General features: G+C 61.2%; 22 protein-coding genes. 10 read left to right on the top strand and 12 right to left on the bottom strand.

Annotated features, from left to right (window positions below; all coding sequences use genetic code 11):
• Positions 1-18: 18 nt before the first annotated feature.
• The gene (greB, locus tag ACXX83_RS04160; RefSeq protein WP_007973570.1) at positions 19-516 is read left to right on the top strand and encodes a transcription elongation factor GreB; all 498 of its coding nucleotides are present in this window, start codon (positions 19-21) and stop codon (positions 514-516) included.
• A gap of 3 nt (positions 517-519) precedes the next feature.
• Here greB and ACXX83_RS04155 read toward each other — a convergent pair whose 3' ends face one another.
• The 3 genes from ACXX83_RS04155 to ACXX83_RS04145 all read right to left on the bottom strand — a co-directional run bounded on the left by ACXX83_RS04155 (position 520) and on the right by ACXX83_RS04145 (position 3,036).
• Positions 520-828, bottom strand: a complete 309-nt coding sequence (locus ACXX83_RS04155) for a class I SAM-dependent methyltransferase (RefSeq protein ID WP_217837544.1) — start codon at positions 826-828, stop codon at positions 520-522.
• A gap of 248 nt (positions 829-1,076) precedes the next feature.
• Positions 1,077-1,511 (bottom strand): DoxX family protein, encoded by a 435-nt coding sequence (locus tag ACXX83_RS04150; RefSeq protein WP_095966389.1) that lies wholly within the window; start codon positions 1,509-1,511, stop codon positions 1,077-1,079.
• A 103-nt stretch (positions 1,512-1,614) separates the two neighbouring features.
• Positions 1,615-3,036 carry an MltF family protein gene (locus ACXX83_RS04145; RefSeq protein ID WP_458547627.1) on the bottom strand — a complete coding sequence of 474 codons (1,422 nt, stop codon included), beginning with the start codon at positions 3,034-3,036 and terminating at the stop codon, positions 1,615-1,617.
• Between the two features lie 224 nt (positions 3,037-3,260).
• On the opposite strand from ACXX83_RS04145, the gene ACXX83_RS04140 reads away from it, so the two are divergent.
• The 3 genes from ACXX83_RS04140 to ACXX83_RS04130 all read left to right on the top strand — a co-directional run bounded on the left by ACXX83_RS04140 (position 3,261) and on the right by ACXX83_RS04130 (position 6,335).
• Positions 3,261-4,076 (top strand): TatD family hydrolase, encoded by an 816-nt coding sequence (locus ACXX83_RS04140; protein WP_458547626.1) that lies wholly within the window; start codon positions 3,261-3,263, stop codon positions 4,074-4,076.
• A 190-nt stretch (positions 4,077-4,266) separates the two neighbouring features.
• On the top strand, positions 4,267-5,748 hold the full coding sequence (locus tag ACXX83_RS04135) for a methyl-accepting chemotaxis protein (RefSeq protein WP_458547625.1): 1,482 nt from the start codon (positions 4,267-4,269) through the stop codon (positions 5,746-5,748).
• A gap of 221 nt (positions 5,749-5,969) precedes the next feature.
• Entirely contained in the window at positions 5,970-6,335 is a 366-nt protein-coding gene (locus ACXX83_RS04130) for an Mpo1-like protein (protein ID WP_015094016.1), read from the top strand.
• Here ACXX83_RS04130 and ACXX83_RS04125 read toward each other — a convergent pair whose 3' ends face one another.
• The 3 genes from ACXX83_RS04125 to ACXX83_RS04115 all read right to left on the bottom strand — a co-directional run bounded on the left by ACXX83_RS04125 (position 6,336) and on the right by ACXX83_RS04115 (position 8,505).
• Entirely contained in the window at positions 6,336-7,133 is a 798-nt protein-coding gene (locus ACXX83_RS04125; protein ID WP_458547624.1) for an acyl-CoA thioesterase, read from the bottom strand.
• A 234-nt stretch (positions 7,134-7,367) separates the two neighbouring features.
• Complete coding sequence (locus tag ACXX83_RS04120) at positions 7,368-8,126, bottom strand: CHAD domain-containing protein (protein ID WP_458547623.1); 759 nt, start codon at positions 8,124-8,126, stop codon at positions 7,368-7,370.
• A 100-nt stretch (positions 8,127-8,226) separates the two neighbouring features.
• The gene (locus tag ACXX83_RS04115; RefSeq protein WP_007973587.1) at positions 8,227-8,505 is read right to left on the bottom strand and encodes a hypothetical protein; all 279 of its coding nucleotides are present in this window, start codon (positions 8,503-8,505) and stop codon (positions 8,227-8,229) included.
• Positions 8,506-8,726: 221 nt separating this feature from the next.
• Between ACXX83_RS04115 and ACXX83_RS04110 the strand changes: the two genes are divergently transcribed.
• Entirely contained in the window at positions 8,727-9,764 is a 1,038-nt protein-coding gene (locus ACXX83_RS04110) for a patatin-like phospholipase family protein (RefSeq protein WP_015094013.1), read from the top strand.
• A 143-nt stretch (positions 9,765-9,907) separates the two neighbouring features.
• Here ACXX83_RS04110 and ACXX83_RS04105 read toward each other — a convergent pair whose 3' ends face one another.
• The 6 genes from ACXX83_RS04105 to kdpF form a co-directional block, all read right to left on the bottom strand.
• Positions 9,908-10,597 carry a response regulator gene (locus ACXX83_RS04105; protein WP_217837538.1) on the bottom strand — a complete coding sequence of 230 codons (690 nt, stop codon included), beginning with the start codon at positions 10,595-10,597 and terminating at the stop codon, positions 9,908-9,910.
• Positions 10,598-10,645: 48 nt separating this feature from the next.
• Positions 10,646-13,297, bottom strand: a complete 2,652-nt coding sequence (locus ACXX83_RS04100) for a DUF4118 domain-containing protein (protein ID WP_458547622.1) — start codon at positions 13,295-13,297, stop codon at positions 10,646-10,648.
• 131 nt (positions 13,298-13,428) lie between these two features.
• A complete protein-coding gene (kdpC, locus tag ACXX83_RS04095; RefSeq protein ID WP_015094010.1) occupies positions 13,429-13,974 on the bottom strand; it encodes a potassium-transporting ATPase subunit KdpC in 546 nt (181 codons plus the stop codon).
• 158 nt (positions 13,975-14,132) lie between these two features.
• A complete protein-coding gene (gene kdpB / locus ACXX83_RS04090) occupies positions 14,133-16,190 on the bottom strand; it encodes a potassium-transporting ATPase subunit KdpB (RefSeq protein ID WP_458547621.1) in 2,058 nt (685 codons plus the stop codon).
• Between the two features lie 11 nt (positions 16,191-16,201).
• A complete protein-coding gene (gene kdpA / locus ACXX83_RS04085) occupies positions 16,202-17,896 on the bottom strand; it encodes a potassium-transporting ATPase subunit KdpA (RefSeq protein WP_217837536.1) in 1,695 nt (564 codons plus the stop codon).
• Between the two features lie 8 nt (positions 17,897-17,904).
• Entirely contained in the window at positions 17,905-17,994 is a 90-nt protein-coding gene (gene kdpF / locus ACXX83_RS04080) for a K(+)-transporting ATPase subunit F (RefSeq protein ID WP_007899818.1), read from the bottom strand.
• A gap of 343 nt (positions 17,995-18,337) precedes the next feature.
• On the opposite strand from kdpF, the gene rfbB reads away from it, so the two are divergent.
• From rfbB to ACXX83_RS04055, 5 genes are all read left to right on the top strand, one after another.
• Positions 18,338-19,420, top strand: coding sequence for a dTDP-glucose 4,6-dehydratase (gene rfbB / locus ACXX83_RS04075; RefSeq protein WP_217837535.1), 1,083 nt, complete (start codon positions 18,338-18,340; stop codon positions 19,418-19,420).
• Positions 19,417-20,292, top strand: a complete 876-nt coding sequence (gene rfbA, locus ACXX83_RS04070; RefSeq protein WP_217837534.1) for a glucose-1-phosphate thymidylyltransferase RfbA — start codon at positions 19,417-19,419, stop codon at positions 20,290-20,292. The genes rfbB and rfbA overlap by 4 nt, the downstream gene beginning before the upstream one ends.
• Before the next feature lie 46 nt (positions 20,293-20,338).
• On the top strand, positions 20,339-21,208 hold the full coding sequence (rfbD, locus tag ACXX83_RS04065) for a dTDP-4-dehydrorhamnose reductase (protein ID WP_458547620.1): 870 nt from the start codon (positions 20,339-20,341) through the stop codon (positions 21,206-21,208).
• Positions 21,209-21,468: 260 nt separating this feature from the next.
• Complete coding sequence (gene eat, locus ACXX83_RS04060; RefSeq protein ID WP_217837532.1) at positions 21,469-22,833, top strand: ethanolamine permease; 1,365 nt, start codon at positions 21,469-21,471, stop codon at positions 22,831-22,833.
• Positions 22,834-22,975: 142 nt separating this feature from the next.
• Positions 22,976-23,143 carry a DUF2897 family protein gene (locus ACXX83_RS04055; protein WP_007973599.1) on the top strand — a complete coding sequence of 56 codons (168 nt, stop codon included), beginning with the start codon at positions 22,976-22,978 and terminating at the stop codon, positions 23,141-23,143.
• The last annotated feature ends 15 nt before the right edge of the window (positions 23,144-23,158 follow it).

Genomic DNA, 23,158 nt, shown 5'->3' with positions numbered 1-23,158 from the left:
CCACCACAAGAAGTTGCCATGAGCCGTTACCGCCCTCCCCGCACCGCCGGCACCGCGCTGATCACCCCAGAGGGTGAAGCGCGGATGCGCGCCGAATTCCATGAGCTGTGGCATGTGCGTCGACCCCAGGTTACCCAGGCGGTCAGCGAAGCCGCGGCACAGGGTGATCGCTCGGAGAACGCCGAGTACACCTACGGCAAAAAGATGCTGCGAGAGATCGATAGCCGCGTGCGTTTTCTCACCAAACGCCTGGAAGCGCTCAAGGTTGTCAGCGAAAAACCCAGCGATCCGAACAAGGTCTATTTCGGCGCCTGGGTCACGATCGAGGACGAGGATGGCAAAGAGTCGCGCTACCGCATTGTCGGACCGGATGAACTGGACCTCAAACAAGGCCTGATCAGCATTGACTCGCCATTAGCCCGAGCCCTGATCGGCAAGGCACTGGACGCCGAAGTCCGGGTCCAGACACCGACCGGTGAGCAGTGTGTTTATATCGTGGCGATCGACTACCCGTAAAACTCAAGGGCGGGTGATCAGCCCTTGCCGGGCAACGCGAGTCAATTGCCTGATCACCTCGGGAGCGTCTTCGAGGCTGGGGGATTGAATCACTGCCAGATCAAAAGTGTCGTCGGCGAAACGGGCGAGAGACTCACCGTCTTCGACAAACTGGATCAGAAAGGCAGCGGGACCGCCGGTACGACGTGGCCAGCCATCGAGATAACGCAAGAGCGTCGGCTGATGTTTGCCGCCAAGCAGGATTTTTGGATTGCGCTGGGTGAGATGTGCCGTGATCGGCGCGGGACGTACTACCGGGTTTAGTGCATTCATTGTGTCGTGTCTCTGCCTCAAAAGTCTGCATGGCAGGTGAGAGGCAACACCGAACCAGCGCTTTAGCGGTATTTCGAAGCCTGTTCCGGCTTCTATCGGCAACTGAATGAGTCACCTGGCGCCCCGCAAGTAGCTGTTTAAATCGGCGCATGAGCAACATCCTAGAGAAGCTGACTGGACAGTGTCAAGAATGACGCTCAATAAAAAAGACCCGCACGAGGCGGGTCATTTTCGTTGAACCAGAGCGGTCAGCCGGCGATGACACGGTCCGCCGAGAGTTTGCCCGCACCTTCGATCAACACCGCGATACTGCCACCGAGCAAGGCCAGGGCGAACTCATAACCGTTGTTGGCCATGAACAGTCCATTGCTGATGTGCACCGAGAAAATCGCGACCAGCGACAGGAAGACCAGGCCCAATGCAGCCGGGCGAACCAGTAAGCCGATGATCAGCGCCAGGCCGGCAAAGAATTCGGTGCCGCCCGCCAGTGCCGCCATCAGGTAACCCGGCGTCAGTCCGAGGCTTTCCATGTACTGTGCGGTTCCGGCCAGACCATAACCACCGAATGCCCCGAAGAGTTTTTGCGCGCCGTGAGCGGCGAAAACAATGCCGACCACGATGCGCAGAACGGTCAGGCCGTAGCCAGCGCGGGTAAACAGTACCTTGTTGATCAGAGTGCTCATGCTGTTTAAATCCTTGTCAGTGTGTGTGGGTTGGGCGCCATATTAATCAATAAATCACATGTTAAAAGCGCAAAAAACCCGCTATTACAATCAGATTAGTTGATCATTTGCGAGAGACAACCTTTTGTCCCTGGGGCTCCAACGACTCCCGCTCCCGGTCGAACGCCAAGTAATACTTGTTCACGCTATTAACATAGCTGACGGGCCCCATACCCACCTGCTCCATGGCCACGCGCTCGACCTGGAAGAACCACTGGTTGGGATTCAGTCCTCGCCGCCGGGCTTCGGTGCGCATGCCCTGAACCCGCTCCGGCCCGATGTTGTAGGCCGCCAGCACGAAGGCCATGCGTTCGCGCTCGTTGAGTTTCGGGCTGGCAAAGAACTTGCGCCGGATCATCGCCAGGTACTTGGCCCCGGCCTGCACATTGCCGTCTACGTCCTGAATATTGTTGACCCCCACCCGCTGCGCCGCAGAAGGCGTGATCTGCATCAGTCCGGTCGGGCTGCCGCCACTGCGGGCGGTGGGCTGCAACGCCGACTCCTTGAAGGCCAGCGCCGCCAGGCTCAGCCAGTCCATGCCCTGGGCATCGGCGTGTTTCTGCAGCACCGGCCGGAGTTTTTCCAGGCGCTGCCGGTCCGCCTTGGCCAGCGGATAGTGCACTTGATAGAGACGGCGATAGATGCGCAGGAATGCAGCGTCTTGATCCGATGGTTTTTTGTAGACGGTGAGGAAGCGATTGATGCTGGCCCGCAGCATCGACGCATCGCGGCGTACGAACCAGAACTCCTCGCCCGGCTCACGGATGACGACCTGCTTGTCGAAACGCAGCTTGGGCAGGATTTTGCCCCAGCGTTCGGCAATCGGTTGCTCGACGATGGTCAGGTGAAAGATTCCACCCTGGACCATCTCCAGTACGTCCTCGACGGCAAGGCTCGGATCGACCCACTCGATGTTGACCGGTGGCAGTTTGTGCAAGGCGAGCTTTTGATTGATCTGGCTGACGGCATCACCGGCGGCGCTGCCGGCGGGTAACGCCAGGGTCTTGCCGGAGAGCTGTTCAAGCCGGGTGTAGCGGCGTTCGCCCTTGATGCCCACCAGGACCAACGGGATGTTGCTGGCAATCGGCTCACTGGTGCTGACGGCAAAGCCCGGTTGCAGATCGAGCAACTCGCCTGGCGCCACCAGATCGCCCTCCCCGCGCTGCAAGGCGCCCAGCAGTTGATCCTTGGCCTTGGGAATGATCTTAAGGGTGATTTCCTGACCGTCACGGGCGTGACCGTTGAGGTATTGCTCGAACGCTCTCAGGCGATGGTATTCAACCCCGATCGCCTGCCCCTGGACTTCACCGGAACTGTTGCGGCTCTGGTTGACCAGCACCCGCAGCACACGACTGCTGCGGATCTGCGCAAGGTCGCGCACCTCGCTGGCCGGTACGGCTTGCAGCGGCCCGGGCAGACGCGCGACCGCCGTCATCGGCAGTAGTAGCGAACAACACAGCAATAGCAAAACCGAGGGACGAATCATCCACTCTCCGGAAAGAATATGAGGCCGCGTCAATGAAACGCGACGACAAAAACAGGGTGCCCAGGGCGCTGACAACGGGCGAAAGACTGGCACAGTGATGGCAAAATTACCAAGCCAGCCTGGTCCGCGGCTCAAGAGACAGCGTTAACCCGTTGTAGTTCTTGGCTTTTCTTATAAATCCACGGCTCTGATATGCTTTCCGGCCTTTGGGCCGAGGTAGCACCATGCAACTCATCGATATCGGCGTCAACCTGACCAACGCCAGTTTTGCCGACAAACACCAGGCCGTACTCGACCGCGCCTACGCGGCCGGCGTGTGCCAACTGGTGCTGACTGGCACCAGTGTCGAGGGCAGCGAACAGGCCCTTGAGCTGTGCCGGCAACTGGACGAAAGCAATCAGCGCCTGTTCGCCACCGCCGGTATTCACCCGCACTGCGCCAGCGACTGGAACGCCGACAGCGCCCGACGTTTGCGCAGCTTGCTTAACGAGCCGAATGTGGTGGCCGTGGGTGAATGCGGGCTGGATTTCAACCGTGATTTCTCGCCACGCCCGCAGCAGGAAAAGGTGCTCGAAGAACATCTGGCCTTGGCCGTCGAATTGCAGTTGCCGGTTTTTCTGCACGAACGCGACGCCAGCCAGCGTTTGCTGGAGATCCTGCGCGACTTCCGCGACCAATTGCCGGCCGCGGTGGTGCACTGCTTCACCGGGGAGCAGAAGGCGCTGTTCAGCTACCTCGACCTCGACCTGCACATCGGCATTACCGGCTGGATCTGCGACGAACGCCGGGGCACGCATTTGCATCCGCTGGTCAAGGAGATCAAGCGCGGACGCCTGATGCTCGAAAGCGATGCACCGTACCTGCTGCCGCGCAGCCTGCGCCCCAAGCCGAAAAACGGGCGAAACGAGCCGGCGTACCTGACCGAAGTATTGCGCGAAGTGGCACTGCATCGCGGGGAAAGCCAGAAGGATCTGGCGGCACACACCACAGCCTGTGCACGCGCGTTTTATGGCCTGCCATTGATCTCCTGTTCACCATAAATCCCTGTGGGAGCGAGCTTGCTCGCGATGGCGGCAACACATTCGGTACGGATGTGACTGACAAACCGCAATCGCGAGCAAGCTCGCTCCCACAGGTTTGAAATTGATCTGCATCAAGAACCAGCCACCTGAGTAGCGGCACAATGATGGCACCTTGCCAAAACTGTTTCCGCTATCAGAGAAGACCTCCATGGGTGCCTGGCTTAGCAATATCTCACTGAAATACAAATTCTGGGCGGTCAACGCCGTCGCGTTCGTCACCACCCTGTTGCTGGTGCTGTACGCGGTGCAGCTTGAGCAGCAGGCCCGCAGTCACGCCTCCCAGGCTTCAGCCCAGGCCCAGGCGCGATTGCTCGAAGCCTGGCCCGCCGGGCAACCGCTGCCCCCCGCGGACAACCTGCTGGCGTTCAGCCGCGGGCAAGCCCCCATGCTCAATGAGCACCCCGTGCAAGAACTGGCGGACGCCAATGGCTGGGTCGAGATCAACCCGATGCCGCTGTTCGGTGACAACCCGTTGATGGGCGCCGAAGTGTTCGCGCGCGCCGACGGGCAGCGGGTCGCCGTGATCGCCCACGGTCCAAGCCTGGGCCAGGTGTTCAGCGAGCGCTTCGCCCACTACGCGGTGGCGGTGTTCATCCTGATGCTGGCCATGCTCGGCGCATCGCAGTTGCTGATCCGATTCCTGCTCAGCCAGCTCAACACCTTGAAAGACGTCATGTTGCACGTGGAGAAAACCGGCGACCTGTCGACCCGCGTGCCATTGGCTTGCAGCGACGAAGTCGGCCAGATGGCCAACGCCTTCAACGCCATGCAGGCCGGTTATCAACGGGTGGTCAACACCGTCGCCAGCACCGCCCGGCAACTGGATATCGGCGCCGCGCGGCTGGCGGCGAGCATGAATGAAGTGCGCCACGGCATGCTCGGTCAGCAAAGCGAAACCGATCAGGCCGCCACGGCGATCAATGAAATGACCGCCACGGTCTATCACATCGCCCAGCACGCGGGCGCCACCCGTGACCTTTCACAATCGGCCGATACCCTGGCCGGTAGTGGGCAGGAAGTGGTGACGCGGGTGCAGCGCTCGATTGCCGGGCTGTCCACCGGCGTGCAGCAGACCGCCGAGATGATTCAACGCCTTGCCGAGGACAGCCAGAAGATCAACGGCGTGGTCAACGTGATTCACAGCATCGCCGAACAGACCAACCTGCTGGCGCTCAACGCCGCCATCGAAGCGGCCCGGGCCGGCGAGATGGGGCGCGGCTTTGCGGTAGTCGCCGATGAAGTACGTAACCTGGCCAAACGCGTGCAAGCCTCCACGGACGAAATCACGATCATGGTGTCGGCGTTGCAGGCCGGGACGCGGGACGCCGTGGATTTCATGCAAGATAGCTCGTTCAAGGCCGATGACTGCGTACGACAAGCGCAAGAGGCCGGCGCAGCCCTGGCTGAAATCACCGGCGCAGTGGCACAGATGCGTGAAAGCAACACACAGATCGCCGTGGCGGCCGAGCAGCAGAGCCAGGTGGCGGAAGAGATGAACCGGGCGGTGGTAAGCATCCGTGACGTGACCGAGAACACGGTGCAGCAGACGGTTACTTCGGCGACTACCAGCAATGAGTTGGCGGCATTGGCCGGGGAGTTGAGCAAGGCGATAGGTCAGCTCAAACTCTGAGGGCCCTTTCGCGAGCAAGCCCGCTCCCACAGGTGACCGCGTTCTTTCATTGAAATACGCTCAAAATGTGGGAGCGGGCTTGCTCGCGAAGGCGTCAGAACTGGCACCATCAATTCCAGTCATGGCACCTATCAAGCCAATAGCCAGCCTTGATTCGCCGCCGGCGTTGACCGGGCCTATTCTTCATTACATGTGTTCAACATGGATCGAGGATCAGCAACATGGGCAAACGTCACCCCAACCTTCCCGCCTGGCAATGGCGAGCGTACCCGAACAATCATCAGCACCCGACCAATCTGGTGTTGCACCTGATCGCGGTGCCGCTGTTCATCGTCGCGTTTCTGCTGATCGTATCCGGGGTCTTCAGCCTGAGCCTGGCCAACATCGCCATTGGCGTGATCGGCATGATTGCGGCGCTGGCCCTGCAACGCCACGGCCACAGCATGGAGACGCAAGCCGCTGAGCCGTTCAGTGACCGCAAGGATGCACTATCGCGCCTGTTGGTCGAGCAGTTTCTGACCTTTCCGCGGTTCTTCCTCAGCGGTGGCTGGTGGCGCGCCTGGCGCGAGCGCCACCGCCGTCACTGATCAGGCGAACACCGTCACCGTCTGCCGGCTCATGGCGATCAACCGGCCATCGGCGCTCCACATTTTGGCGGCGGCGTGCCCGTAACCATCGGCGGCGTGCTCGGTCTCGACGAGGTATTTGCACCAGTCCAGGGTGGTCAATTCCAGCAGCGGTTGCACGAACTCGATGGTCCAGGTCAGCGTGCTGCCCATCGCCGGCTTCTTCAAAAACGGCATCAGGGCCGGCGGCCAGGCGTCCACCAGTGCGAGGATATGCGCCTCGCCGATGGCCTCTTCCTTGTCATCGCAGCGCAAGCGCACCCAACCACCCATTTGCCGCGATGTGCTACCGCTGAACGGCAGCCCGCCAACACTCCAGCGCATCGCCAGATGCCGCATGAACTCAGGGATGACGCCTTCGATAAAAGGCAATTCCTGGCATTCGTCCCAGTGCTTCATTTCAGGTGCCGGTTCAGCGGCCACGGCCACCGCCGAAGGGCGTGAAGCGCCGAAGCTCCCCTGGATCAACGTCACCACCTGGCCCTTCTGCATCACCCGGCCCAACACCTGGCTGACCGCCTTGCCTTCGCGCAATACGTCGACTTCAAAGCTGACTGGAACCTCAGGCTCAACCGGGCCGACAAAGGTGATCGCCAATGAACGCACCGGGCGATCCGCTGGCACCCGGGCACGCATGGCTTCGTACTGCAAAGCCGCCACCACGCCACCGAAACTGGCGCGCCCCTGGCCCCAGGAGGCCGGAATGGACAGCTCCAGCGGCTGGCTACGGACAGCGTCAAGCAGTTCGGAAAAACGCATGAAAACCTCAAGGGATCGGAAAAAGATGAAGGGATCTTAACCAGCCGGCGAGATGGATACATCGCCTATTCCGGACAAATTGACTGACAGATAAGTCGCGCAGGTTTCATGTCGAACATAAACCTCCTGTGGGAGCGGGCTTGCTCGCGAAGACGGTTTGTCAGTCACCAACAATGTCCGGGCTGATGGCCTCTTCGCGAGCAAGCCCGCTCCCACATTTGTTCGGTGGTGATATCAGGATTTGAAACAATCGCGACTGAGCTTTTCCAGCACCCGGTCCGCCCGGCTTTCTGCCTCGGCCATGGTGGTTGTCCAGACCGCGACACAGGGCCGCAAATCCGCTTCCTGCTCAGCCATGGCCAGCCATTGCACGCAATCGTGCCACTCACCCAGCGCGCTCTGGGCCGATTTCAATCGGGGCATGGCCGCTTTCGGTAAACGGTCCAGCTCGGGGTAAGCGTCGATACCATAGCGCACGCGCTTGATCAGCAGGCGTAGCCGATGACGGTCGTGGGCCGGGTCGTGCAGTGCTTCATCGAGTTTTTTCCACTGCTTGCCCAGGCGTTTTTCGATGCGCTTGCGCAGGCCCTTGAGCAATCCCTGGCGCTGGGCAGCACGCAGAAAACGCGGAAACGCATCGAGCACGATCAGCAATTGCGCGAGCTCGGGACTGGCCGCCACGGCCGGATAGGCTTCAGCCATTTGCGCCATGCGCCACTGTGCAGCGTGAGGTTGACCGTGCTCAAGCAGGTACGCCGCCAGCACTTCGCGATCACGCAACGGCGTGGTCAGATCGCCCACCCGCGAGGCGGCCACCTCCAGTTGTTCGACACCGGGCAACCCGCGCAAAGGCCGCAACAAACTGCGTAACCGACGCATGGTTGTGCGCAGATCGTGTAAAGCTTCAGGGTCAGTCCGCTCTCTCAAGCGGGCCTGACAGGCCAGCAGACGAACTTCCAGGCCCAGGACATGAGCCACCAGCCGATCGATCATGGGGGTTTACTCCGTAAACAGCGCCAGGCTGCAAGCTACGAGCTGCAAGCCCGATGAGTCTTGCAACTCGTAGCTTAGAGCCTGCAGCTGCTTTTTGCCTTCAGCGCCCCGCGCGCGATTCACGAATATAGAAACGAGCCTTCTCGGCTTTCCTGGTGCAGCCTTCGAACCCCTCGAATTGCTGCTGGGTCTTGGCCGCGGTCAACAGCGACAGGGCCTTGGAGTAGCTGACGGTCCCGGCGAAACCTTCGGCTTTGGCCAGGTCCAGTTCATGCCATGCCGCATCCAGGTTACTTCCGCAACTGTCGCGGTAGGCGGTTTTTCCGGCACAACCGGCGAGTGCCAGGGCAATCAATGGCACGCAGATCCAGGCTTTCATCACTTACTCCTCAAAAATAGGTCAACAGTCATGCAGGTAAGACGGTGTAGCACCTGAAAAGTGCCGTTGGTCCGCTGTGCGAACTATAGCGCTGACGAGAACAACCATGTGCCGCCATGGAGTGTCGAAAATACGACGCTCTTGCCCCCTCGAACGACCATGACGATTGAAGCATGCCCCTCGATGGGTGCATTGTTGAAGCATTCAAACGAGGGCGATTCATGAAAAAGCGTGTCGCACTGGTATTGGGCTCGGGTGGAGCCCGGGGTTACGCACATATTGGGGTCATTGAAGAGATCGAACGGCGCGGCTATGACATTGCCTGTATCGCCGGTTGCTCCATGGGCGCGGTAGTGGGCGGGATCTACGCCGCCGGCAAACTCAATGAATACCGCGACTGGATCGAGAGCCTGGATTACCTCGACGTGTTGCGCCTGGTGGACGTCAGTTTTCGTCTGGGGGCGATTCGTGGCGAGAAGGTGTTCGGGCAGATTCGCAAGATCGTCGGCGAGATCAACATCGAAGACTTGCGTATCCCCTATACCGCCGTTGCCGCCGACCTGACCAACCAGCAGGAAATCTGGTTCCAGGAAGGTTGCCTGCACCAGGCGATGCGCGCCTCGGCAGCGATTCCCAGCCTGTTCACCCCGGTGATGCAGGGCAACCGCATGCTGGTCGATGGCGGCATTCTCAACCCGCTGCCGATCGTGCCCGTGGTGTCGAGCCATTGCGACCTGATCATCGCGGTCAACCTCAACTCCACCAACCAGCGCCACTATCAATTGCCGGTGATCCAGCGCCCTGCCGCGTTCAAGAGCCGCTTCGACAACCTGATGAGCTCTGTCGGCTCGAAGTTGCCGTTCCGGCGTAAACAGGCGGAACAATTGTTGATCCTGGAGCAGGAAGCGTTGAAAGCCGAAGGGGCGGATTTCAACCCGTGGATCGAGTCCGCCGAACCCGAAGCCCAACAACCCGCGGCCGCCCCGGAAGCCAGTGGCGCGCCCCGCTCCGCCACCGGTTCGTTCATCATCGACAACGTCGGGCCGGCATCCTTGCTCGACTTGATCAACCAGAGTTTCGAGGTGATGCAGACGTCGCTGGCGCAGTACAAGATTGCCGGGTATCCGCCGGACATCCTGATCAACGTGCCCAAGCGCGTGTGCCGTTTTTTCGAGTTCTACAAGGCGCCGGAGCTGATCGCGCTGGGACGGGAGATTGCGCGCGATACGCTGGATCGGTATGAGAATGAGCAGAATTGAACGTCTGAAAGTTCTCGATTGAATGTAATGCCCTCTTCGCGAGCAAGCCCGCTCCCACATGGGATTTTGTGTACACCAAAGATTCACTGTGGGAGCGGGCTTGCTCGCGAAAGCGCCAGATCAGTCACCACAAAATTTCAAAACTATTCACTCAACAACCGATACCCCACCCCCGCCTCGGTCACGATAAACCTGGGTTGGGTCGGGTCATCCGCCAGTTTCTGGCGCAAGTGCCCGACCACGATGCGCAGGTAGTGAGTATCTTCGGTGTGTGTCGGCCCCCAGATGTCCTTGAGCAATTGCTGCTGGGTGATCACCCGCCCGGGATGCCGCGCCAGTTGCGCCAGCACGGCGTACTCCTTGCGAGTCAACGCAACTTCGATACCGTCGAGCAATACCCGGCGATACGCCAGGTCGACCGTCAAAGGACCGAAGCTCAGCGCCGCTGGCTGGGTTTCGCCGACGGGCGCCTGGCGCAGCAACGCACGAATCCGCGCCAGGAATTCCTGGATACCGAACGGCTTGGTCACGTAGTCATTGGCGCCGCCATCCAGGGCCTCGACTTTCTGCCCTTCACTGGCGCGCACGGAGAGCACCAGCACCGGCACCGTCGACCACTCGCGAAAATCGCGCAATACCTGTTGGCCGTCCATGTCCGGCAAGCCGAGGTCGAGCACCAGCAAGTCCGGTTTGTTTAATGCAGCCTGGGCCAAGCCTTCACTGCCAGTGCCGGCCTCCAGCACTTTGTAGCCCTGGGAAGCGAGGCTGATGCGCAGGAATTTGCGGATCTGCGGTTCGTCGTCGATGACCAGTATGGTCGCGGTCTGGCTCATGAATTCACATCAACAAAAAGAAGTGGCAAGAGAGTAGCGCAAGCACGATCAGGCTTCACTCTCGTATCCCGGCTGAGCCTGTAGCGGCAGGTGTAACGTGATGCAGGTACCGCGTCCCTCGATGCCGTCGGCGACGCTGATGCGCCCGCCATGGGCACCGACCATGCCCTGACAGATCGCCAGCCCCAGTCCGGTGCCCTGTCCGCCACGATCACCTCGCGCCGCGGTGTAGAACATGTCGAAAATCTTCGCCCGATCCTCCTCCGGAATCCCCGGGCCCTCATCGCTGACCGAAAAAAACAGCTCACTGTCGTCGGCCCCGGCGCGCAATTGCAAACGCCCGTGGGGCGGTGAAAACCGCGCGGCGTTTTCCAGCACGTTGACCAATGCCTGTTCGATCAGCGCGGCGTGCACATACAGCAGCGGTAACTCGGCCGGCACGTCGGTGCTGACTTGCAGCGGCGCAAGGACTGCGCGCAAGCGATTGAGCGCACTGCCGACGATATCGGCCGGTGACACCCAGTCCCGCGCCAGCTTCAGGGCTCCGTGGCCGAGGCGGGTCATGTCGAGCAGATTCTGGATATAACGATCAAGGCGCTCGGCTTCATCGCGGGTGCCCTCGAGCAGCTCACGCCGATCCTCCAGCGGGATCGCTTCACCCAGGGCCAGCAGGCTATCGATACTGCCGCGCATGGACGTCAAGGGTGTGCGCAAATCGTGGGACACCGAAGCCAGCAAGGCACTGCGCAACTGCTCGGTTTCACCGTGCAGCCGCGCCGCTTCCAGATCATCGGCCAGTTGCGCACGGGCCAGCGCCTGGGCCAGCGGCTGGCTCAGCGCGGTCAACAAGCGACGGCGCTGGCCACTCAGGGTCTGGCCTTCCTTGGCGCACACGCCAAGCAGCGCGAGCGGGCCGTCCTCGACCGATAACGGCCACCACCACCAGCGGCCGAACGGCAAGGTGCCGGTGCCCGCACCTGCCGGTTGATAGTGCTGCCAGGCCCAATCGGCGGCGGCGCGCTCAGCTTCGGTAAACTCCAGCGGGCCACCGGTTTCGACTTTCCAGCCGCTCTGCCCGTCGCGATTGAGCAGACACAGCTGCACGTCGCTCCAACCGTTGAGGTGTTGGGCGGCCGCACTGACCACGGCCTGGCGGTCGGTGGCGGCTGTCAGTTTGCGTGACAGGTCGAGCAATTCCGTGGTCTCTTCCTGGGTATCGCGCAGTGCCTGCAATTGCCTGCGCTGGCGCGCCGCGAGGTTGCCGGTGAGGGCTGCCATCAGCAGGAAAAACAGCAAGGTCAGCACGTCTTCTTCGCGCTGGATGCTGAAAGAAAAAGTCGGTGGAATGAACAGGAAGTCATAGGTCAGAAACGACAACGCCGCACAGGCCAGCGCCGGCCCGAGACTGCTGCGCACCGCCACCAGCAACACGGCGGCGAGGAACACCAGTGAAATATTGGGCAGTGGCAATACACTCGCCACGGCCCAGGCCAGGGCACTGGCCATGACCGTCGCGACCACCGCCAACGCGTAGTCGAACCAGACCAGCGGCCCCATCGACCGCTGATGAGGTTGATGCTGTTGGTGATCGCCGTCGAGAACGTTGATTTCCAGTCCGCGCGCATTGCGCAGCAGCCGCGCCGCCAACCCGCCACCAAACAGGCGTCGGCGCAATCTCGGCCGGGACTGGCCGACCAGCACCAGACTGGCACGACGTTCGGCGGCATGCTGGATCAAGGTTTTCGCCACCTCACCGGCGCGCAGCAACACCACTTCGCCGCCCAGGCGCTCGGCCAGTTGCTGGGCGCTCTGCAGGCGCAGGCGGGACTGCTCGTCACGCACGCGGCCGTTGTCCACGTGCACCAGGCTCCAGGGCAGGTGCCGCCGTTGAGCCACGCGGCTGGCATGCCGTACCAGACGCTCGGCCTGGGCATCGCCGTCCACCCCTACCAGCAATCGCCCGCGCACGGCTGGCGCCGCTTGTCCAAGTTGGCGATAGCCCAGGGCCAGATCGTTATCGACCTGAGCCGCTGCGGTTTGCATCGCCAGTTCGCGCAGGGCTGTCAGGTTGGTCTGGGAAAAGAACGCGTCAATGGCCGCCCGCGCCTGCTCCGGCACATAGACCTTGCCATCGCGCAGGCGCTCGAGCAGTTCCCGTGGCGGCAAGTCGATCAGCAGCAGTTCGTAGGCTTCTTGCAGCACCCAGTCCGGCAAGGTTTCACGGACCTGTACGCCGGTGATGCCACGCACCTGATCGTTGAGGCTTTCCAGGTGCTGGACGTTGACCGTTGTGTAGACATCGATGCCGGCGGCGAGCAGTTCCTGAATGTCCTGCCAGCGTTTTTCGTGACGGCTGCCGGGTGCGTTGGTGTGCGCCAGCTCATCGACCAGCACCAGCTTCGGTTTGGCTTTGATCAGACCGTCCAGGTCCATTTCTTCGAGCAACACGCCACGGTATTCCGAGCGCACCAACGGCTGCTGCGGCAAGCCGCTGAGCAGTACTTCGGTTTCGGCGCGGCCGTGGGTTTCGACGACGCCGGCAATGACCTTCACGCCTTGACGCAGTTGGGTGTGGGCCGCCTGGAGCATGGCGTAGGTCTTGCCGACTCCGGGCGCGGCGCCGAGAAAAACCTTGAGCCGGCCACGGCCATCGCGGGGCAGGTTTGCTAACAGCGCGTCGGCGCGGCCGGAGTTGCTCATGCTTGAAGTTCTCGTCTTTCAGATGTTGATGTAGTGATTGTCAAACCGCCTTCGCGAGCAAGCCCGCTCCCACAGGAGTACGCATTCCAATTGTGGGAGCGGGCTTGCTCGCGAATGGCAGCACCACGGATCTAAAGCTTTTCCAGCGCCAGATTCAACTCAAGCACATTCACCACCGGCGGACCTACCAATGGCTGTTCGATGTGCGCGTCCAGCAGCTGTTGCAGTGACGCGACCGGCAGATTGCGCGCCGCCGCGACACGCGCCAGTTGATAGGCAATCGCCGCCGGTGGCAAGTGCGGATCGAGACCGCTGCCCGACGTAGTGACCAGCGCCAATGGCACCGCCCCCTGGCCGGGCACCAGCAACTTGCCGGCTTCGTCGATCACCCGCGTGGCCAGGGCCGGGTTACTCGGCGAGAGGTTGCTGGCACTGCTCGATACGGTGGCAAAGGCACCGGCCGAAGGGCGCGGGTGGAACCAGGCGTCGCCGACGAAATCCTGGGCAATCAGCGAGGAACCGCGGACCTTGCCCTCGGCATCGCGCACCAGGCTGCCGTTGGCCTGATCCGGGAACGCGACCTGGGCGACGCCGGTAACCACCAGTGGATAGGCGACGCCAGTGATCAGCGTCATCAGGACCAGCAGGCTCAGGGCCGGGCGTATCAATGTGGACATTTCAAAATCCTCGAATTCACGGGAAAAACCTGTAGGAGCGAGCTTGCTCGCGATGCAATTCAGAGCGCCGCGTACAGTCAGCAAGCACGCGTTATCGTTAACCACCATCGTCGGAACGCCGCCCGGAGCAAGCTCGCTCCTACAGTGGGGGTGTCAGGTCAAACCAGATGCAACGCCGTCAACAGCATGTCGATCGCCTTGATGCCCACGAACGGCACCAGAATCCCGCCCAGGCCATAGATCAGCAGATTGCGTCGCAACAGCGCCGCCGCACTCGCCGCCTGCACGCGCACACCGCGCAATGCCAGGGGAATCAGCACCACAATGATCAAGGCGTTGAAAACGATCGCCGACAGAATCGCGCTCTGCGGACTGCTCAGTTGCATTACGTTGAGCACGCCCAGTTGCGGGTAGATCGCGGCGAACAGCGCCGGCAGGATCGCGAAGTACTTGGCCACGTCGTTGGCGATGGAAAAGGTCGTCAGCGCACCGCGGGTAACCAGCAATTCCTTGCCGATCTGCACCACGTCCAGCAACTTGGTCGGGTCGCTGTCGAGATCGACCATGTTGGCCGCTTCACGCGCCGCTTGCGTACCGTCGTTCATCGCCATGCCGACGTCCGCCTGGGCCAGCGCCGGGGCATCGTTGGCGCCGTCGCCGCACATGGCGACCAGACGCCCGTCGTTTTGCTCGTGACGAATGCGCGCCAGTTTCTTCTCCGGCGTGGCTTCCGCCAGCACATCGTCCACACCGGCCTCCGCAGCGATGGCGGCTGCAGTCAACGGGTTGTCGCCGGTGACCATCACCGTGCGAATGCCCAGCTTTCGCAACTCGGCGAAACGCTCGCGGATACCAGGCTTGACCACGTCCTTGAGGTGGATCGCGCCGAGCAACTTGCCGTCGGCGCAGACCAGCAAGGGGGTGCCGCCGCTTTGCGCGATCTTGTCGATTTCGCGGGACAAGGCCGGTGCCAGGTCAGCACGTTTCAGGCCGACGAACGCCAGCAACGAATCCACCGCACCCTTGCGGTATACGCGCCCTTGATAGTCGACACCGGACAAGCGGGTTTCGGCACTGAATGGCACGGCTGTCAGCAGCTCGGCGGACGGTTCCGGTTGCGGATGAGTGCCACGCAGGTACTCGACGATCGACTTGCCTTCAGCGGTGTCGTCGGCCAGCGATGCCAGCAACGCGCCTTCGGCCAACTCCCTGGCTGTCACGCCTGGCGCGGCATACACCGCCGAGCAACGACGGTTACCGAAGGTGATGGTGCCGGTCTTGTCCAGCAGCAGGACGTGCACGTCCCCCGCCGCTTCCACCGCACGACCGGACTTTGCGATCACGTTCAGGCGCACCAGACGATCCATGCCGGCGATACCGATGGCCGACAACAGGCCGCCGATGGTGGTCGGAATCAAGGTGACCAGCAGTGCCACCAGGAACACCAGCGGCAGGCTGCCGTTGGCGAAGTGGGCGAACGGTTGCAGGGTGACGACCACCAGCAGGAAGATCAGGGTCAGGCCGATCAGCAGGATGTCGAGCGCCACTTCGTTCGGGGTTTTCTGGCGTTTGGCGCCTTCGACCAGGGCGATCATGCGGTCCAGGGTCGACTCGCCAGGGTTGGCGGTGATCTTCACCAACAGCCAGTCGGACACCAGTCGTGTATTGCCGGTGACGGCCGAGCGGTCGCCGCCGGACTCACGAATCACCGGTGCCGACTCACCGGTAATCGCCGCTTCGTTGACCGCTGCGATACCTTCGAGCACTTCGCCGTCACCGGGGATCATCTCCCCGGCTTCGACACGCACCACATCACCTTTGCGCAGGCTGGTGGCCGGCACCACCTGGAACGTGCCATTGCTGGTTTTGCGCCGGGCGCTCAAGCCTTCGCTTCCGGCCTTGAGGCTGTCGGCGCGGGCCTTGCCACGACCTTCAGCCAAAGCTTCGGCGAAGTTGGCGAACAACACGGTGAACCACAGCCACACGGCAATTTGCGCGGCGACGAAGGTCGGTACGGCCGTATCGGGAATGAAGCACAGCACGGTGGTCAGGATCGCGGTCAGTTCGACCACCAGCATCACCGGTGCGCGCTGCAGTTGCCGTGGATCGAGCTTGACGAAGGCTTGCACCAGCGCCGGGCGCCACAGGGCCGAGATCGCAGTTTTCGGTTGCTCCGGCGCCTTGACGGCGACGGTTTTGGATACAGGCATATTCATCTTCAACTTCCTCAGAAGGCCATGCTCAGATGTTCAGCAATCGGGCCCAGTGCCAGGGTCGGCAGGAATGTCAGGCCGCCCACCAGCAAAATGGTCACAGTCAGCAAGGTCACGAACAGGGGGCCGTGGGTCGGGAAGCTGTTCTGACCAATCGGTGCGGTTTTCTTCATCGCCAGGCTACCGGCCAGGGCCAGAACCGGGAGGATGTAACCGAAGCGACCAATCAACATGCCCAGGCCCAGCATCAGGTTGTGAAACGGCGTGTTGGCACCGAAGCCGCCGAAAGCCGAACCGTTGTTGGCACTGGCCGAGGTGTAGGCGTAGAGCAACTGACTGAAACCGTGGGCGCCAGGGTTACTCACCGAGGCCACCGGGCCTGGCAGGCTGGCGGCAATCGCGCCGAGCACCAATACGCCAATCGGCATGACCATCAGGGTCACCACCAGCAATTGCACTTCCCTGGCTTGCAGTTTCTTGCCGAGGTACTCCGGCGTACGACCGATCATCAGGCCGGCGAGGAAAACTGCGATCAGCACGTTGAGCAACATGCCGTAGAGCCCGGCACCGACGCCGCCGAAGATCACCTCGCCAACCATCATGTTGACCAGGGCCACCATGCCGCTCAGCGGATTGAGGCTGTCATGCATGCCGTTGACCGAGCCGTTGGACGCCGCCGTGGTGGTTACCGACCAGAGCACCGTGGCGGTAGTGCCGAAACGCGCTTCCTTGCCTTCCAGCGGCGCAGTCTGCTCGACGGCTACGTTGTTCAGGGTCGGGTTCGGCTGGTATTCAGCCCATAGCGAGGTCGCGCCGCCGATCAGGAACAGCGCCAGCATGCAGGCGATGATCGCGCGACTCTGACGCAGGTCCTTCACGTAGTGGCCGAAGGTAAAAACCAGCGCCACCGGGATCAGGATGATCGAGGCCACTTCGAACAGGTTGCTCCAGGCCGTCGGGTTCTCGAACGGATGCGCCGAGTTGACGCCGAAGAAGCCGCCACCGTTGGTACCCAATTGCTTGATCGCAATCTGGCTGGCAGCCGGGCCCAGGGGAATGACCTGGTCAACGCCTTGCACCGTCACCGCATTCACGTACTGCGCGAAGGTTTGCGGCACGCCCTGCCAGACCAGATACAGCGCCAGCAGCAGGCACAGCGGCAACAGGCCGTAGAGGGTGGCGCGGGTCATGTCGACCCAGAAGTTGCCAAGCGATGCCGTGGATTTGCGCCCGATGCCGCGGCACAGCGCAACCAGTACGGCCAGGCCAGTGGCGGCGCTGACGAAGTTCTGCACGGTGAGGCCGGCCATCTGGCTCAAGTAGCTCAAGGACGCTTCGCCGCTGTAGGACTGCCAGTTGGTGTTGGTCATGAAACTGACGGCGGTGTTGAACGCCTGCGTCCACTCCTGCCCCGGCAGGTTTTGCGGGTTCAGCGGCAAATGGTCCTGGAACAGCAGGATCGCGAACAGCAGCAGGAAACCCGCAAGGTTGAAGGCGAGCAAGGCCAGGGTGTACTTCTGCCAAGTCTGTTCGGCGTGCGGATCGACGCCGGCCAGCCGATAGCAACCGCGTTCGACCGGGCCCAGGACCGGCGACAGCCACGTGCGCTGCCCCTCCATCACCTTGTAGTAGAAGCGCCCGAGAAACGGCGCCGGGACCAATACCAGGGCGAAAAACCCGAGGATCAGCCAATAGTCATAACTGTGCATAGCCGCTCCTAGTTCCGGTCCGCGCGCAACAGCGCAACCAACAGATAAATGAACAGCCCCACTGCCAACAGCAGTGACACCCCGTCCAGAACGCTCATGGAAGTTCTCCGTGTTACGGCGTATTGCCGCGTGTGGAGTCATTGTCGGAAAGGAGGCTGTAAAGGAGCGAGACCGAGGGTGCGGGCCGGACATAAAGAAAGCGTAAAGAGTGGGTTTACGCTGGGGTTACGGGGTGCGCGAAGGCAGTCCGATACGCAAAAAACCGCGAAGGTCGTACCTGGAACTCCAAATTGTGCGCAAGAGTAGTGAGTGACGGCGGCAACTCATGGATAATCGAACCTGATTGGCGCGACGCAACCAAATGGGTCAAGAACTCTTGCACCTCCCCGCTCGCGCCTGCAAGCTACCGCCATTCGCATTACTGAAAAAGGCTGGCCCAACGTGCGTATCCTTATTACCGGCGGAGCCGGTTTCATAGGCTCGGCCCTTGTCCGCGAGCTGATTCAACACACAGGGCATGAAGTGCTCAACCTGGACAAACTGACGTATGCCGGCAATCTCGAATCGCTGACCAGCATTGCCAACGACACGCGCTACGAGTTCGTTCAGGCCGATATTGTTGACCAGGCCACCGTCAGTGCAGTGCTGGCCCGTTTCCAGCCTCACGCGATCATGCACCTGGCTGCGGAGTCCCACGTCGATCGATCCATCGATGGGCCATCGGAATTCATCCAGACCAACATCGTCGGCACCTACAGCCTGCTCGAAGCCGCCCGCGCGTATTGGCAAGCCCTCCCGGCGCCCGAGAAAAGCGCGTTCCGCTTTCATCACATCTCCACTGACGAGGTTTACGGCGACCTGCACGGTGTCGACGACCTGTTTACGGAAACGACGCCCTACGCACCCAGCTCGCCCTACTCCGCCAGCAAGGCCGCGTCCGACCACCTGGTCCGCGCCTGGCAGCGAACCTATGGCCTGCCCGTGCTGCTGACCAATTGTTCGAACAATTACGGGCCTTTCCACTTCCCCGAGAAACTGATTCCGCTGGTCATCCTCAACGCCCTGGCCGGCAAGCCGCTGCCGGTGTATGGCAACGGCCTGCAAGTGCGCGACTGGCTGTTCGTCGAGGATCACGCCCGGGCACTGCTCAAGGTGGTGACCACCGGAACCGTCGGCGAGACCTACAACATCGGCGGGCACAACGAACAAAAGAACATCGACGTGGTGCGCGGCATCTGTGCCCTGCTTGAAGAACTGGCACCGCACAAGCCTGAGGGCGTTGCGCAGTACGCCGACCTGATCACGTTCGTCCAGGATCGTCCTGGTCATGACTTACGCTACGCAATCGACGCCGGCAAGATTGAGCGCGAACTGGGCTGGGTGCCCGAAGAAACCTTCGAAACCGGCCTGCGCAAAACCGTTCAATGGTACCTGGACAACCTGGAATGGTGCCGCCGTGTCCAGGACGGCAGCTATCAGGGTGAACGCCTTGGCGCCATCAATCCCAAGGAGCTGCTCGCATGATGAAAGGCATCGTTTTGGCGGGTGGCTCGGGCACGCGCCTGCACCCGATTACGCTCGGCGTGTCGAAGCAACTGTTGCCGGTCTACGACAAGCCCATGATCTACTATCCGATCTCGGTGCTGATGCTGGCCGGCATCAAGGATATCCTGCTGATCTCCACCCCGCAGGATCTGCCGCAGTATCGCAATCTGCTGGGTGACGGCAGCCAGTTCGGGGTGAACTTCAGCTTTGCCGAGCAGCCATCTCCGGACGGTCTGGCCCAGGCTTTCCTGATTGGCGAGGAGTTCATTGGCGATGACCCTGTGTGCCTGATCCTGGGCGACAACATCTTCCACGGCCAGCACTTTGGCGAACAATTGCAGAACGCGGCAAAACGCTCTTCCGGCGCCACCGTGTTCGGTTATTGGGTCAAGGACCCCGAGCGCTTCGGCGTCATCGATTTCGACAGCGACGGCCGTGCGCTTTCGATCGAAGAAAAACCGAAAAAACCGAAATCCAGCTATGCCGTAACCGGCCTGTATTTCTACGACAACGACGTGATCGAGATCGCCAAGGCGGTGAAACCTTCGCCTCGCGGCGAACTGGAAATCACTGACGTCAACAATGCCTATCTGCAACGTGGAGACCTGCAGGTCGAGCGTTTTGGTCGAGGTTTCGCCTGGCTCGACACCGGCACCCACGACAGTTTGCTCGAAGCTTCTCAGTACGTGCAAACCATCGAACACCGCCAGGGACTCAAAGTCGCCTGTCTCGAAGAAATAGCCTATGAGAATGGCTGGATCGACCGCGAACAGCTGCTGGAGCGCGCCCGGTACTTTGGCAAGACGGGTTATGGCCAGTACCTGGCCAAACTGGCAGGGGAAGCGCAATGAATCTGTGTGAGCCCGATTTGCCTCGTGAAGAGACTGGGCTGCAGCCATGAAAGTACTCATCAATGGTCGCAACGGTCAGGTCTCACATGAGCTGCAACGGCGACTGGGGGCTATCGGCGAACTGATTGTATTGGGTCGCGATCAACTCGATCTCGCGCAACCCGATCAGATTCGCCGCCAGGTTCAAAACCTCAGGCCCGACCTGATCATCAACGCGGCGGCCCATACAGCGGTCGACCAGGCAGAAAGCGAGCCGCAAGCAGCCTTTGCCATCAACGCGATCGCTCCCGGCATTCTCGCCGAAGAGGCGCTGGCTCTCGACATCCCGTTGATACATTACTCCACGGACTATGTTTTCGACGGGTTGAAAGCCGGTCCTTACAACGAGGACGACACGCCCAATCCGCTCGGGGTATACGGCAAGAGCAAGCTGGCCGGTGAACAGGCCATCAAGGATGTGCAAGGCAAATACCTGATCCTGCGTACCAGTTGGGTCTATTCAACCCATGGCCGCAACTTTCTACTGACGATGCAGCGATTGCTGCAAGAGAAACCGGAGTTGCGGGTAGTCGCCGATCAAATCGGAGCCCCTACCTGGGCCGGCACAATCGCCAACAGCACCCTTGCCCTGATTGAACATTGGCAGGCGAATGAGGTGGCCAGCTGGGGTACTTATCACCTGAGCGCTCAAGGTGAGACCTCCTGGTTCGGCTTCGCCCAGGCAATCGGCGAAGCATTGCGGCAACAGGGCAAGCCCTGCGCCGCCCTGTTCCCGATCCCGTCCAGCGACTACCCGACGCCTGCCGCCCGGCCGCTCAACTCGCGCCTGGATTGCAGTCGCTTGCAACGCGATTGGGGCGTCAGTCAACCTGACTGGCAGACGGCGTTGCGCGAGTGCCTTACCGAACAAACCTGAACATCAACAGCAGCCCGCACCTGCTTTGAAATTCGACGTATCCGCATCGCAGCGGCGTCGTGTAGCAGACATGCGGGCTTGCTCGCGAAAGCGGCATTAGTAGCAACGACGCCCCCGACTGACGCACAAAGTTCGCACATTCAGTTGCGAACATCTCCGATACGACGCCTTTCAGTCCATTACGACGCCCCCTCGAAAAATGGCACGCCCACTGCACTGGCCTCCCCCCGAGCGTTCCAAACCACTCAGGGAGCAAGCGCATGAACACACAACTCAAACCCACGCTGGGCACGTTGCATCTGTGGGGCATTGCCGTCGGGCTGGTGATTTCCGGGGAGTATTTCGGCTGGAGTTATGGCTGGGGCGTGGCCGGGACCTTGGGTTTTCTGGTGACCTCTTTCATGGTCGCCACCATGTACACCTGCTTCATCTTCAGTTTCACCGAGTTGACCACCGCCATTCCTCACGCTGGAGGCCCCTTTGCCTACAGCCGTCGTGCGTTTGGGGAAAAAGGCGGATTGATCGCCGGCCTGGCGACATTGATCGAATTCGTCTTCGCCCCACCGGCGATTGCCCTGGCCATCGGCGCCTATCTCAATGTCCAGTTTCCAGCCCTGGACCCGAAACACGCGGCAGTCGGTGCCTATATCCTGTTCATGGGACTCAACATCCTCGGCGTGAAACTGGCGGCGACCTTCGAGCTGGTGGTCTGCGTGTTGGCGGTCGCTGAATTGCTGGTGTTCATGGGCGTGGTCGCGCCGGCGTTCAGCTTCAGCAACTTCGCCCTCAATGGCTGGGCCGGCACCGACGTGTTCGGCGCCCCGGCGATTGCCGGAATGTTCGCGGCCATCCCCTTTGCCATCTGGTTCTTCCTGGCCATCGAAGGCGCCGCCATGGCCGCCGAAGAAGCCAAGGACCCGAAACGCACCATTCCCAAAGCCTATATCAGCGGTATTTTGACCCTGGTGCTGCTGGCGATGGGCGTAATGTTCTTCGCCGGTGGCGTCGGCGACTGGCGCACCCTGTCAAACATCAACGACCCGCTGCCCCAGGCGATGAAAACCGTGGTCGGCGAAAGCTCCGGGTGGCTACACATGCTGGTGTGGATCGGCCTGTTCGGCCTGGTGGCGAGTTTCCACGGGATCATCCTTGGCTATTCGCGCCAGTTCTTCGCCCTTGCCCGCGCCGGCTACCTGCCGGCGTCCCTGGCCAGATTGTCGCGCTTCCAGACTCCCCACCGTGCGATCATCGCCGGCGGCGTGATCGGCATCGCGGCGATCTACAGCGACGGTTTGATCAACCTCGGCGGCATGACGCTGACGGCGGCGATGATCACCATGGCGGTATTCGGCGCCATCGTCATGTACATCATGAGCATGCTCAGCCTGTTCAAGCTGCGCAAAACCGAGCCGAACCTGGAGCGCACCTTCCGCGCCCCGTGCTACCCGCTGGTGCCGTTCATTGCGCTGATGCTGGCGGTGGTATGCCTGGTGGCGATGGCCTGGTTCAACACCTTGATCGGCCTGATCTTCCTGGGCTTCATGGCCGCAGGTTTCGTGTACTTCACGCTCACCGCGCAATTGCGCGCCGACGCACCGGCGGATGCGATGCTGACCGGACTTTGAAAGCGTTCAAGTGAACCTTGAACAACAGGCATAGAATGGGGGTGATAGCGATGGAACTGCGATGAAACCCCGTCACTCAAAGTGCTATACGCGATCGGTTGACGAACCCTCGTCGACCCGCCTGCTTTTCAAGGAGAGTCCTATGCCCTGGTATGCCTGGTTGATTCTGGTCGTTGCCATTGGCTCGATCGTTGGTGGTCTGATGATGCTGCGCGACACCGCTCACAAAGTCGAACTGACCGAAGAGCAACGTAAGCGCGTCGCCGAACGCAATGCGGAAATGGACGCCAAGGAAGCGCAGGACCGCTGAATGAAAACCCCGCCT

The sequence above is a fragment of the Pseudomonas sp. GNP012 genome, assembly GCF_054343835.1.
This window is presented reverse-complemented; position numbering and strand designations above follow the sequence as displayed.